This window comes from Pseudoalteromonas sp. PA2MD11 (assembly GCF_017808125.1).
In the GTDB taxonomy this organism is placed as follows: domain Bacteria; phylum Pseudomonadota; class Gammaproteobacteria; order Enterobacterales; family Alteromonadaceae; genus Pseudoalteromonas; species Pseudoalteromonas simplex.
On the sequence record NZ_JADKNF010000011.1, the window covers coordinates 31,009 to 42,910 of the forward strand.

At 40.1% G+C, this 11,902-nt stretch carries 14 protein-coding genes; 6 read left to right on the plus strand and 8 right to left on the minus strand.

Features of this window, described 5'->3' with window-relative positions:
* Positions 1-95: 95 nt before the first annotated feature.
* The 3 genes from ISP07_RS12600 (at position 96) to ISP07_RS12610 (ending at position 2,797) form a co-directional block, all read left to right on the plus strand.
* Positions 96-380, plus strand: coding sequence for a hypothetical protein (locus tag ISP07_RS12600; RefSeq protein WP_209327831.1), 285 nt, complete (start codon positions 96-98; stop codon positions 378-380).
* Positions 377-2,521, plus strand: coding sequence for a peptidase domain-containing ABC transporter (locus ISP07_RS12605; RefSeq protein ID WP_209327832.1), 2,145 nt, complete (start codon positions 377-379; stop codon positions 2,519-2,521). Before ISP07_RS12600 ends, ISP07_RS12605 begins: the two co-directional genes overlap by 4 nt.
* Before the next feature lie 129 nt (positions 2,522-2,650).
* A complete protein-coding gene (locus tag ISP07_RS12610) occupies positions 2,651-2,797 on the plus strand; it encodes a hypothetical protein (protein WP_175078860.1) in 147 nt (48 codons plus the stop codon).
* A gap of 540 nt (positions 2,798-3,337) precedes the next feature.
* Here ISP07_RS12610 and ISP07_RS12615 read toward each other — a convergent pair.
* Positions 3,338-4,651 carry a short-chain fatty acid transporter gene (locus tag ISP07_RS12615; RefSeq protein ID WP_199529973.1) on the minus strand — a complete coding sequence of 438 codons (1,314 nt, stop codon included), beginning with the start codon at positions 4,649-4,651 and terminating at the stop codon, positions 3,338-3,340.
* Between the two features lie 115 nt (positions 4,652-4,766).
* Positions 4,767-5,720, minus strand: a complete 954-nt coding sequence (locus tag ISP07_RS12620; protein WP_054554500.1) for a chemotaxis protein CheV — start codon at positions 5,718-5,720, stop codon at positions 4,767-4,769.
* 145 nt (positions 5,721-5,865) lie between these two features.
* Here ISP07_RS12620 and ISP07_RS12625 point away from each other — a divergent pair, with 145 nt between their 5' ends.
* Positions 5,866-6,930, plus strand: a complete 1,065-nt coding sequence (locus ISP07_RS12625) for a potassium channel family protein (RefSeq protein WP_209327833.1) — start codon at positions 5,866-5,868, stop codon at positions 6,928-6,930.
* A 43-nt stretch (positions 6,931-6,973) separates the two neighbouring features.
* Positions 6,974-7,186: a hypothetical protein gene (locus ISP07_RS12630; RefSeq protein WP_209327834.1), complete on the plus strand. Its 213-nt coding sequence runs from the start codon at positions 6,974-6,976 to the stop codon at positions 7,184-7,186.
* A 31-nt stretch (positions 7,187-7,217) separates the two neighbouring features.
* Here the strand turns inward: ISP07_RS12630 and ISP07_RS12635 are convergent, their stop codons facing one another.
* The 6 genes from ISP07_RS12635 to ISP07_RS12660 all read right to left on the minus strand — a co-directional run bounded on the left by ISP07_RS12635 (position 7,218) and on the right by ISP07_RS12660 (position 10,995).
* Positions 7,218-7,826 carry a hypothetical protein gene (locus ISP07_RS12635; RefSeq protein WP_209327835.1) on the minus strand — a complete coding sequence of 203 codons (609 nt, stop codon included), beginning with the start codon at positions 7,824-7,826 and terminating at the stop codon, positions 7,218-7,220.
* A gap of 55 nt (positions 7,827-7,881) precedes the next feature.
* On the minus strand, positions 7,882-8,100 hold the full coding sequence (locus tag ISP07_RS12640; protein ID WP_209327836.1) for a hypothetical protein: 219 nt from the start codon (positions 8,098-8,100) through the stop codon (positions 7,882-7,884).
* Positions 8,101-8,223: 123 nt separating this feature from the next.
* Positions 8,224-9,417, minus strand: coding sequence for a dipeptidase (locus tag ISP07_RS12645; protein WP_209327837.1), 1,194 nt, complete (start codon positions 9,415-9,417; stop codon positions 8,224-8,226).
* Between the two features lie 60 nt (positions 9,418-9,477).
* Positions 9,478-9,735: a YheU family protein gene (locus ISP07_RS12650; protein WP_209327838.1), complete on the minus strand. Its 258-nt coding sequence runs from the start codon at positions 9,733-9,735 to the stop codon at positions 9,478-9,480.
* Entirely contained in the window at positions 9,732-10,712 is a 981-nt protein-coding gene (locus tag ISP07_RS12655) for a hydrolase (RefSeq protein WP_054554494.1), read from the minus strand. Before ISP07_RS12655 ends, ISP07_RS12650 begins: the two co-directional genes overlap by 4 nt.
* Positions 10,713-10,854: 142 nt before the next feature.
* On the minus strand, positions 10,855-10,995 hold the full coding sequence (locus ISP07_RS12660) for a DUF3149 domain-containing protein (RefSeq protein WP_074989877.1): 141 nt from the start codon (positions 10,993-10,995) through the stop codon (positions 10,855-10,857).
* Positions 10,996-11,221: 226 nt separating this feature from the next.
* Between ISP07_RS12660 and ISP07_RS12665 the strand changes: the two genes are divergently transcribed.
* Entirely contained in the window at positions 11,222-11,866 is a 645-nt protein-coding gene (locus ISP07_RS12665; RefSeq protein WP_166341178.1) for an outer membrane beta-barrel protein, read from the plus strand.
* Positions 11,867-11,902 lie beyond the last annotated feature (36 nt).

An 11,902-nucleotide genomic window follows, 5' to 3' on the forward strand; every position in this document is an offset into this window, starting at 1 on the left:
TAGTGCTGCTAAAAAACTATATAATAAGTACGTTTAGCAACCATAGCAAAAAATTGAGCCTCTCAATTTAGAGAGGCTCAATTTGAGGAGTATATATGATATTTTTATTTGAAATACTAACCCCTATTTTTTTTGCTGTAATTTTTACTGTTTTGTATGAAAGATGGAAAGGAGGTGCTGTACAATCAGCAAAAACACTGTTTTTTTTGAGTTTTGCAAGATTGATAGTTTGCTTCTTAAGTGTTTGTCTGGCGCTATTTATTTTCGGATACTTATTAGAGGCCAATGAAACTCAATTAATGATTATTATAGCAGTGGTATTTGGAGTTACATATGCGGTTGTTTCTTATCTCTTAGAGTTAAAGGGGGGCAGTCATTGAGTCAACATAAGATAAATTTTAAAATTTACTCGACCCCTCCCTTAATCCTTCAATCCGAAATTGCTGAATGCGGTCTCGCTTCTATGGCTATGGTGGCCTGCTATCACGGCCATCAACTTGATATGCCAGCAATGCGAAAGCGCTTTTCGGCGAACCTAAAGGGGATGAGTTTACAGCAGCTAATTGAGCTGGGGGATAGCTTAGGATTAGCGAGTCGTGCGTTACAGTGTCCATTTGAAGAAGTACATAAACTGCAGACTCCCTGTATATTGCATTGGGATATGAATCACTTTGTGGTACTGACAAAAGTTTCTGGTAAAGGAGCTTCAGCTAAATTTGCAATTAACGACCCTGCTCTTGGTAAACGCAATTTAAATAGCGAGGAATTTAGTAAGCACTTTACCGGTATTTGTTTGGAGCTAACTCCAACTAGTAAGTTCGAAGCTAAACAAGAACAGGCACGAATGAGGTTTAGTCAGCTTTGGAGTGCTGTTACTGGTCTAAAAACTGGCTTAATAAAATTAATTGCGCTGTCGCTGGTTTTACAGCTATTTGCACTGATGACACCCTATTATATGCAGTGGGTCGTGGATGAAGTGTTGGTGAGCTTTGATGAGTCTTTGCTCACGGTGCTTGCGCTAGGCTTTGCATTAATTACGATCATTTCAGTTATTACTAATGCAGTGCGGAGTTGGTTGATTTTAAGGCTTTCGAGTCTGCTAAACATGCAAATGGGGGTTAATCTATTACGCCATTTACTGCGCCTTCCCATGAACTACTTTGAATCCCGCCACATTGGCGATATTGTTTCGCGTTTTGGCTCACTAGCACAAATACGTGAACGTATTACCACAGGGTTTGTAGAAACATTTGTTGATGGCGTTATGGCTATCACCGTATTGATTATGATGTTGATTTACTCACTCAAGCTGACAGCTGTTGTTGTAGGCGCAATTACCCTTTATACGCTTGTACGCTTAGTGCTGTATCGACCACTACATCAAGCTACAGAAGAAATGATTCAAAACTCCGCTAAAGAGCAATCAAACTTTTTAGAAAACATTCGTGGTATGCAAACAATTAAATTGTTTGGTAATGAAGCGCAGCGCCAAGGTATTTGGCAAAACCGTTATGCTGAGGTAATAAATAGTGAAATACGTTTAGGGCGATTAAATATTAGTTTTGAGTCTTTTAATAAACTACTGTTTGGTCTTGAGAATGTAGTGGTTATTTACCTTGCTGCACTTTTGGTTATGAGTAATAGCTTATCTGTCGGTATGGTGTTGGCATTTATAGCCTATAAAAATCAGCTAACAAGTCGCTTTGCAAATTTCATCGAGCAAATTATTCAATTTAAAATGATGCGCTTACACCTTGACCGTATCGCTGATATTGCGCTTACTAAGCAAGAAGCGAATCGCGATGGTGACTTGACCTATAGAGGGAGTAGCGACAATAAAGTGAAAGGTCAGCTTAGCCTTGAAAATATCAGTTTTAGTTATAGCGATGATCAAGCACCTATTTTAAAAGATATAAATTTAACGCTAAATTCAGGCGAGTCTATTGCTATTACTGGCCCGTCTGGCGCGGGTAAAACGACGTTAATGAAAATCATGTTGGGTTTATTACAACCCACATCAGGCAAAGTATTACTTGATGGCATGGATATTACCCAACTAGGCCTTAAAAATTACCGCAAACAAATAGCCGCAGTAATGCAAGATGACACGCTATTAGCTGGCTCAATCGCCGATAATATTAGCTTCTTTGATCCACAACCCAATTACTTAAAAATAGAACAGTGCGCTCGTCATGCAGCAATTCATAGTGATATTACTAAAATGACTATGGGTTATAACTCATTAGTGGGCGATATGGGTTCTAATTTATCCGGCGGACAACTTCAACGGTTATTACTTGCCAGAGCGCTGTACCAATCTCCCAGCGTCTTATTTTTGGATGAAGCAACGAGTCATTTAGATCAAGAGAACGAAGCAAAAATCAGTGAGCAAATTAAGCACCTAGAGATGACGCGAATAATGATTGCTCACAGGCAAGAGACTATCAATATGGCGGATAAAGTGTTTGAGTTACAAGGTGGAGCTTTAACAAGTACAGTAGCTCAAAATGAAACTGCGTAATCGAATGTGATTTTAGTAGCTTGTATTTTACAAGCTACTAAAGCAAAGGCTAGGCACGTTAAATTTTGTCGGAAACGGCCTAACCTATTAACAATCCGGCAAAAAATGCGAATACATGGAGAGTATATTATGCGTGAATTAACCACAATTGAAATTGGACTGGTTATTGGTGGAGTGTTATCGAATACAACAGTTAATGAAGGAGACTTTGAAAGGAAAGATAGGCCTGGGTTTGGCATGCCACACTTGCCTGTACCAACAGAAACTGATGATTGAGTTATTTTTTAGATAAGGAGTAATGTTCTCCTTATCTAAATATCATTTAAAGAATAGTAACCTGGTTAGTAACTATCACATGCTTAAGTGAGTAGCTTTTATTACGCGCTTATTTTTATGCTGAAATGATTAGATGAGTTTGCTCTACTATTAGCTATTGAAAGTTCTGTTTATGAAAAAATTTTTATTAATTTTCTTTATCACTTACATCATAACCAGAGTGGCTTTTTTTACTTTTGATTTTTCTATTTCAAAAAGTAGTAGCTTGGTAGATTATTTTATCGATATATCTGCGTTCATTTTAGTGTACTTCGTTGTTTCTAAGATCGTTTGTTTTGTATTAAAAAGAGATAAAAGAAGCGAGAGCAGTGATTCTAACTTTAAGTGATAGACTGTTGTTTTGGTAGAATGAAGTACTGATTCGGCGGTGATTTAAGACCGAATGAGAGTTTTGGTTACCTTTGGTAAACAAACCGTTTTGAAGAGGGACTCTCGCTATGAGCTTTTGCCCCTCTCTAATAGGTGATGTTTATAAAGCTTTTAAGGGTAAAAACTCAGCATTAACGATATAAACACGCCAGTGATAATCAGCTGCACAAGGCAAAATCCCATGATGTCTTTTGCTTTTAAGCCGGCAATAGCAAGTACGGGGAGTGCCCAGAACGGCTGAATAAGGTTAGTCCAAGCATCGCCCCATGCGACAGCCATAGCAACCCGTGGCATATCCGCGCCAAGTGTTTGTGCGGCTGGAATAACAATCGGCGCTTGCACTGCCCATTGGCCGCCGCCTGACGGCACAAATATATTCACAAACCCTGCACTTAAAAAGCTCCAAAATGGCAGTGTTTCGGCTGTTGCAATGGCAATAAACCCTTCAGATATTTGTTGAGCAAGTCCCGTTTTTACCATAATCGCCATGATCCCGGCATAAAATGGAAATTGAATCACAATGCCAGCGCCACTAGGGATTGCTTGCTGTAAGCTGCTAAGTAAATTATGCGGTGTTTGATGCAGTAAAATTGCGCTAAATAAGAAAATTGCGATCACGCTATTTAAGTTTAAGCCGCCTCCGTTTAACACAAAATAATAAAATAAATAGGCAAGACCAACGGCACCTACTCCCATACCAAGCAAACGACTATGTTCTATGACTTCGGCAGGGCGGGTGGGTGTTGCTATTTGCTGCGTTTCATCATCAAGCTTTGCGGGGTCAACATAAACACTATCTTTTTCGCTTGGCAGCATATAGCGATTTACCAACGGCATGATAATAAACAAGCCCACAACAATAGCGATATTAAATGCCGAAAAAATTGTGTTTTCGGTACCTATCACCCCAATGCTTTGCTGTGCAAAGTGGCCATCGGTTGCGATGGTCAGCGGCACTGAACCGGCTAAGCCAGCATGCCAAACAATAAAACCTGAATAGGCACTGGCTACTAACAAACGGTAATCAACGCGGGTTTGTTTCGCAATTGCTTTGGCGAACAAAGCGCCAATAACTAAACCGAAGCCCCAATTTAGCCAGCTAGCCAATAATGACACGAGCGTAACGAGTATAATCGCTTTGGCAGAGCTGTTGGCGAAAGTCGCAAGCTTGTTGAGTATGCTGCGCATCACCGGGGTACTCGCTAGCATGTAGCCCGTTAGCAGCACCAGCAACATTTGCATGGCGAATTGTAGCAGGTTCCAAAAACCACCACCCCAAGCCGCGAGCACTTGCGTGGGCGTTGATGGCGTAAAGAGGCTCGCAACGATAAAGCTCAGCAAAGTGAGTAATATAACAAATACAAATGGGTCGGGTAGATAACGCTCTACTAGATTAGTGAATGGTTTAGCAACGCGATTTAGCATGGTTTTTATTGTTGTCGTCGAATCGATAGTGCCAATAAATCATGAATAACGATGATTGGCAAATTGCGACGTCGTTGCTTGAGCTTATGCCTTCAAAAACAAATGCTAAAATTAATTACTGTGAATCTTGCTCAAGCACCGCTTTTAAGCGAGCCTGAACTTCTTCGACTAGCAGTATTGGCTGGAACTTTGATAAAAACGCATTACAACCAACCTTCTCAACTAAAGCTTGATTAAAGCTACCACTCAAAGATGTGTTAAGCACGATATATAGGTTTTTCATGCGGCTGTCGTTACGAATTTCGTGTGTTAAGCGGTAGCCATCCATTGCCGGCATTTCTGCATCGGTGATCACCATGAGTAATTCTTTCTCAACATCTTTGCCTTGATCAGCCCAGCCTTTTAACATTTCGAGTGCTTCAAGTCCGTTACGAGCAGGTATGATTTCGATGCCAAGTTGCGACAAGGTATCGCTTACTTGTTTACGAGCCGTTGGCGAATCATCGGCATGAAGAATTTTGCGGCCTGCAAATTCATTCACGATACTTTTATCAAGAATGTCATTAGATATTTGTACTTCATACTCAACGATTTCGGCGAGCACTTTTTCTACATCGATAATTTCAACTAGATGTTCTTGGCCATCGCGTTTTACTTTAGTTAAGGCTGTTAGGTAGTGATTTTTACCAATTGCGGTTGGCGGTGGCATGATATCTGACCATGTCATATTAATGATCTGATCAACTTTACCAATTAAAAAGCCTTGCACAGTGCGGTTGTATTCAGTGATAACTAGGTTTGTATCTTCGATGTTTTTAGCTTCAGGCATATTAATCGCCTTGCGTAAGTCAATAACCGGAATTGATTCACCGCGTATATTGACTACCCCCGATACTTTTGGGTGCGCATGAGGGATCTTGCTAATTGGTGGCAGCTTTACTACTTCTTTAACTTTAAACACATTTAGAGCAAATAAGTGACGGCTGTGAAGGTAAAATAGCAAAAGCTCTAAGCGGTTTTCACCGACCAGTTGCGTACGCTTATCAACAGAAGCAAGAACACCTGACATATTTCACCCTAAACACCTAATACAGAGATAGTATAGTCTACTATTATTTTTCATCGACATGTATGTTCAATTTAGCGCCTGTTGCTAAATATCCTGCATTACAGTACCGTATCGATAATTTCCCCCACGATAGATTGCAAGGATCATGCACTATTTTTTTAATCGAATAGTAGTTCTTATTCGCAGCCATATTGATCAAGTAAGTTGGCAGGCTGTGGTGCTTACCACGCTTTTGCATATGCTACTAATTTGGTGGCTGCTTATGCTTGCAGGAGAGCAAGCTCTTACACCTCTTGGCACTTATTTTTATTATTATGTAGTAACTACGTCAACAGTTGGCTATGGCGACTTTAGTGCGAGCACTGAGCTTGGCCGTTGGATTGTCGCATTACTGCAAATACCTTTTGGTTTAGCATTATTTGGCGTTCTGTTAGGAAAAACAGGGCAAACAGTAACTTATTTAATTAGGCGCGCTATGACGGGTGATAAAAGCTTCGCACATATAAACAATCACATTATTATCTTTGGTTGGCATGATACACGTACTAAGAAGATGGTCGATTATATCTTGGCCGATCATAAACGTTTAGATCGTCGTATTTTATTGGCCGTTACGGAGCAAATGGAGCATCCATTTTTAGCAAACCCGATGGTTGATTTTGCACGCTTAACTAGCTTTACTGACCTAGATGAGTTGAACCGAATTGCGATTGGCCGGGCCGATAAAATTATTATTGATGGCCAAGATGATGACCAAACGTTTACAACGGCATTACGTATTAGCAAGTTGGTAAATGAACAGTGCCACATTAGTGCACACTTTACTGATGAAACGAAAATCGAAATGCTACATGAGCATTGCCACAATGTAGAATGTAGCAGTGCTAAATCAGCCGAGATATTAGTGCGTTCAATGCAAGACCCAGGTTCAAGTCGCGTGCAAGAAGAGTTACTATCGACATTGCACGGTGATACTCAATTTAGTTTACCAATTCCAAAAGGCGTGCAAGCAATGGAATTTGGCAAGCTGTTTCATCACTTTAAATGTAGTCACGATGCTATATTACTGGGTGTCGCACATAATTTGAGTGCAAAAAATATGGACTTAAACCCGCCGCTTGATTACGTGGTGAGTGAGGGAGATATTTTGCATTATATCGCTGCTGAACGAGTTTTGAGCGACGAAGTTGATTGGTCAGCGTTGGTATAGTACCAATCCGCAATAATACTTTTAATTAAGTGAATTGGTATATATGAATGAAGTTGTGTTTTTAATTATCGTACTCAGTGCCTACATTTTACCTGTGGTCATTGTGCTCAATAGTAAACGCACGCAAGGCCACGAAAAGAATGCTTGGTTAATCGCTATCATCTTCTTTTCGTGGTTAGCTTTAGTAATGTACTTAACAATTATCCCTAAACACGGGCGAGTCAAAAAGCACCGTAAAGTAAAACCCAAGAGCTAGAGCCTTTTACTAGTGGCAACTTACGGTTTTTTTATTTCCCCAACGCTTTATCTAGTTCTTCTCTTAAGCGTGGGCCTTTAAGGTTTTCAGCCATGATTTCGGCAACTTTTGCATTACTGCTATTCTCAAGAGTAGTAATTCGTTCTGCTAAATCACTGGCGTAACTGTTGTTGCCGTCTCTTGTTGCGCGGAAAAATTGGCCGATGAGGGCTGTGGCAGAAATATTGCGAACATAATCATTATCGTCAGTTTGTAACAGCTTTTGAAAATGCTCAGCGAGCTTTGGCGAGACGTTATTTTGGCGAGATAAATTCTCTAAAGTACTGACACGAATTTTAGGATCATTCGTGTATTCGCTAATGCTTATCATGGCATCGATTACTGCATTTGCCTGGCTGTCATCTAAGTCGCGTCTGAGCATGCTTAGGGTCATTTTTAGTTGCCCGTAGGCTGCTAAGCGCTCATTTTCGGACTTACTCAAATTGAGTAAGGCGGCTAGTGCTTCATTTATTGAGCTGTCGGCATATTGTGGATCTGCCTTGATGCGTTCGCGGTAGTCATCAGGTAAATTACTTAGCCAGCCAAGCACAGGATTTCTTTTCTCAATTTCGACTCGTCGCTCTTGTTCTTGCTGTTCCATTGCTTGTTTAACTAATGAGGCAAGTCGCTCAGGATCAATTGTTGGCGCTTTATTTTCAAGCTCGTGAATGCGTGTTTCGAGCTCTAAGATATAGCCATGTAAGGCAACTAGGTTCTCTCTCTAGCTCTGGAATAGTTAACTCTTTTAAGTTAGGCTTCGATTGCTGAATATCTACAGGCTTGTCAGTCGAGTTTGATGTTGTATAGCTATAAATAGATAAGCCCAGTGCAATGCTTGCAAATGCCAGCGCAGTATTCCCTTGCCAAGTTGACATACGACATCATCCAAGTTGTTTTGTAATATCAGCAGATTAAAACAAGCTATTTGTATTATCAATTATTCATGCTAATAAAAAGCGCAGCTAGTTAGCTGCGCTTTTAAATAGAGTTTATATCGATTAATGGGCTTTTGCGTATGCTTCAGCTTGTTGCCATACACGTAGCATATTGCCACTTAAAATCTTTTTGATGTCATTATCAGTATAACCGCGGTCCATTAGACCTTGCACTAGGTTAGGATAGCTAGATACATCTTTTAAACCAGTAGGTAGAGAGTCGCCTACACCATCGTAATCAGAGCCAATACCCACATAATCGATGCCAATTAGCTCAACTACATGGTCAATGTGATCAAGTACTTGTTCTAAGCTTGCAAATGGAAACGGGTTTTTAGCCCGATAAGCAGCATCAAAATCTTTGCTTAGCTTAGTACCGTCTTTTTTCTTTTCAGCCTTTGCTGATTTAAGCTGATCGTACCAAGAGCCAGCCTTTGCCGTAACAAAGCTTGAACCGAAGTTAATTTGAATAACACCACCGTTCTTTTTGAGTGCTAACAGCATGTCGTCATTCATATTACGCTCAAAGCCAGGGGTGTATTTACGCAGTGACGAGTGTGAAGCAATCACGGGTACTTTCGAAATTTCCATCACTTGGTAAAACGCATCATCAGAAATATGTGATACATCAACCAGCATACCAATGTTGTTCATTTCTTTTACCAGCTCTTTACCGAATGGGCTCAGGCCTTTCCACTTACGACGAATATCATAAGATGAATCAGAAATGTGGTTACTCTGCGAGTGAGCGAGCGTAATGTAACGTACGCCACGCTCATAAAAATGCTTAAGGTTTTTAATGTCGCCTTCGATAGGTGAGCCGTTTTCCATACCCATAGCAATCGACATTTTGCCTTGTTTAAACTGCTCTATAATATCGGCAGTCGAGTCTGCAATGGCGAACTTATCTGGCGCGCGTTGTACAATCGCTTCCATAGAGTCGATTAACTGATTTGCTAATTGGTAGCTTTTACCTTTGCCTTCAAATTCTAGGTTTGCAGGAATGTAAATTGACATGAAAGGAGCGTTCAAACCACCTTGCACAGCACGCGGATAATCAAAATCACCGTCGCTTGTAGCTTTGGTTACGTCAGCCCACTTGTTATGAATACGGTAAGGCACATCGATATGGGTATCGATTAAAATAGTGTCTTTTGCCAGTTTAATGGCTTTATCTGATGCAGTAACCTGATCTGCATTTGCTTGACCAATTAAGGCCAAAGAAACTGCGGCAACCAGTGAGCTTAGTTTTTTCATTTTTTAATGGCTCTTTAAGTTAAAAAGCCATTGTGAAGGGTTACAGTGTAACTTACAAGTTTAGTCGTTGAACGACTCTTGGTACTCTGGGTCAACTTGTAGAGCAATGAATTCAGCTTTGGATATAATCGTAACTGACTCATGTAACTCAGAAAAAAACACCATGGCTTCACCATTTTTAAGCTGCTGATGAACCTGCGCTACTTTGCTTTCAATGCTAAATTCTTGTTCGCCGTAATCAGTGCCTTCACGTAAAACATAACTTTCGATTAAATTATACAGAGTCTCTTTATCGAGGCGTTCGTGGGGAATGATCATAACTGCTCTTTTTTAACTAATTGTTGAAAATACTCAGGAACAATTCGTTCAAGCCAATATTCGGGCTTAAAAGGGTTTTTACCGCTAATAAAACCGACATGGCCCCCTTGTTCTGAGATGCGCAGCGTTACATGTTCACTCACATCTAAGCTATCTGGCACGGCTTTTATTGATAACATTGGGTCATCTTTGGCGTGCACAATCAGCGTAGGTGTTGCAATGCTTTTTAAAAATGGTTTTGCACTCGCTTGCTGATAGTAATCTTCAGCACCGGCAAAGCCGTGCAATGGTGCCGTGAGCATATTATCGAATTGCCATAAGTCATCAATCGCCATCAGTTTTTCTGGCGTTAGGCTAATTTGCTGTTCGATTTGTGGCAGCTTTCTTTGCATCGATTTTTTCATTCGATCGAGCAAATATTTTTGATAAATCTTACCTAAGCTTTTACGAATAACTTCGCACGATGATGACAAGTCAAATGGTGCAGACACAACGGCTGCGCCAGTTAAGTTCGATTTAGTACCATGCTCACCTAAATATTTTGCTAGTACATTACCACCTAGTGAAAAGCCCACGGCAAATAACGGGCGTTTTGGGAATTTGCTCTTAAGGTGATTGATGAAAAAGCGCAGGTCTTCTGTTTCGCCGCTGTGATAAGCACGTGCTAAACGGTTAACTTCGCGCGAGCAGTTTCGAAAATGCATTAAAACTACAGCAAAGCCTTGTTGCTTAAGTTTTTTCATCATGCCTTTAGCATAAAAGCTATTTATATTGCCTTCTAAGCCATGCAATACAATAGCGAGGGGGGCTTGCTCATTATGAGGTGTTGCCCAAGCCAGTTCTAAAAAGTCACCATCAGGGGTATCGATAGTCGATAAGTCATACCGGGTATTATGAAAAGGGCGAAAAAAGCGCGGCATTATGGTTTGTAAATGGCGATTGCGCATCCACCACGCAGGCTTAAACTCAGGTAACATAGCTGACACTTTCGAAACAAAATAAGCACCTATTGTAGCAAGTTTTTGCTTTTTGAGAACAGCTACAAGATTTTAGCTATACACAAATAAAAAGCCCCTAAACAATAAATTGGATAGGGGCTTTGTGCGTCGTGCTTAATTCTTACTTAGGAACTTCTGCGTCATGTACTTTTTTAATGAAGTAACCAACATAGAAAAGGCATAAAACGATAACAACTGCCAAAATGCCGAATGACATAAATAAAACTGGGTCGCTAAAAAAATCTCTAAAGAATACGTTCATGGTTGTGCCTCCTAATGTCTATGGGTTAATCATAGGCTGGCTTGAGGACGGCAGATATGATCCAGATCAAGCAATTTTCCTGATGCTATAGGAGGTGATTTAATTGTTGATTTGGATCAAGTTTAGATAGAAGAAACAGAAAAGCTAAGGCTGAGTAAACTTAAATAGCTGAAATTAAAAATGCTCTTTATAATGGCAATTTAACTCAAAACTATAAAGGGAAGTAATGATCAAGGGTATTTTACTTGGGGCAGTGAGCTTATTGCCTAGCTTAAGTCATGCGGCAATCGTTGGTGAATTTTTAATTGGAAAAACAAAGAATAAATATAACACATATCAAGATCATGACTTAGGGGATAGCTACTCATCTTCTCTTAATTCAGATTCTTTTGGTTTTAGGTTAGGTTATGAATTTAGTGACTACTTATCAATAGAAGTTGCGAAGCATGAGCATGGAGAGTCAGTCAATGAGTATACAGTGACTATCCCAGTTCAATTCCCAGGTGACTTTGAAACCTCTTGGGATGTAAGAGTACCATTAGAGGTTGAGTCAATTAGGTTTGGTGCAAAAGGAAAGTTTGAGGTTTATCAAGATTTCTTTATTAATGCTAGAGTCGGGGTTGCTCATTGGGAGTACAAAGATGCTAACCCTGCTCACCTTGTACCAACAGATAATATTAATGAGAAAGAGAGTGGTAATGATATTTATGGGGCTTTAGGTTTCGATTATCAATTTACAAAGCGCTTTTTCTTGGGGGTTGAATATTCGCTGTTAGGTATTAAAGAATCTAAAGAGTACGACTACAGTGGAGTTGTTAAGTATAAGCATGACATTCAGGATCTTTCTATTGTACTTGGCTGGAGATTTTAAGCTGTGTGGGACTGTTTGTCTAAGTACAAACATCTA

What these genes read in the sequence shown, in the direction of transcription:
- ISP07_RS12630 (WP_209327834.1), top strand. Translation starts at nt 6,974, where the DNA reads ATGAATGAAGTTGTGTTTTTAATTATCGTACTCAGTGCCTACATTTTA.
- ISP07_RS12665 (WP_166341178.1), top strand. Translation starts at nt 11,222, where the DNA reads ATGATCAAGGGTATTTTACTTGGGGCAGTGAGCTTATTGCCTAGCTTA.
- ISP07_RS12600 (WP_209327831.1), top strand. Translation starts at nt 96, where the DNA reads ATGATATTTTTATTTGAAATACTAACCCCTATTTTTTTTGCTGTAATT.
- ISP07_RS12610 (WP_175078860.1), top strand. Translation starts at nt 2,651, where the DNA reads ATGCGTGAATTAACCACAATTGAAATTGGACTGGTTATTGGTGGAGTG.
- ISP07_RS12635 (WP_209327835.1), bottom strand. Translation starts at nt 7,826, where the DNA reads ATGGAACAGCAAGAACAAGAGCGACGAGTCGAAATTGAGAAAAGAAAT.
- ISP07_RS12640 (WP_209327836.1), bottom strand. Translation starts at nt 8,100, where the DNA reads ATGTCAACTTGGCAAGGGAATACTGCGCTGGCATTTGCAAGCATTGCA.
- ISP07_RS12655 (WP_054554494.1), bottom strand. Translation starts at nt 10,712, where the DNA reads ATGTTACCTGAGTTTAAGCCTGCGTGGTGGATGCGCAATCGCCATTTA.
- ISP07_RS12615 (WP_199529973.1), bottom strand. Translation starts at nt 4,651, where the DNA reads ATGCTAAATCGCGTTGCTAAACCATTCACTAATCTAGTAGAGCGTTAT.
- ISP07_RS12650 (WP_209327838.1), bottom strand. Translation starts at nt 9,735, where the DNA reads ATGATCATTCCCCACGAACGCCTCGATAAAGAGACTCTGTATAATTTA.
- ISP07_RS12625 (WP_209327833.1), top strand. Translation starts at nt 5,866, where the DNA reads ATGCACTATTTTTTTAATCGAATAGTAGTTCTTATTCGCAGCCATATT.
- ISP07_RS12620 (WP_054554500.1), bottom strand. Translation starts at nt 5,720, where the DNA reads ATGTCAGGTGTTCTTGCTTCTGTTGATAAGCGTACGCAACTGGTCGGT.
- ISP07_RS12660 (WP_074989877.1), bottom strand. Translation starts at nt 10,995, where the DNA reads ATGAACGTATTCTTTAGAGATTTTTTTAGCGACCCAGTTTTATTTATG.
- ISP07_RS12645 (WP_209327837.1), bottom strand. Translation starts at nt 9,417, where the DNA reads ATGAAAAAACTAAGCTCACTGGTTGCCGCAGTTTCTTTGGCCTTAATT.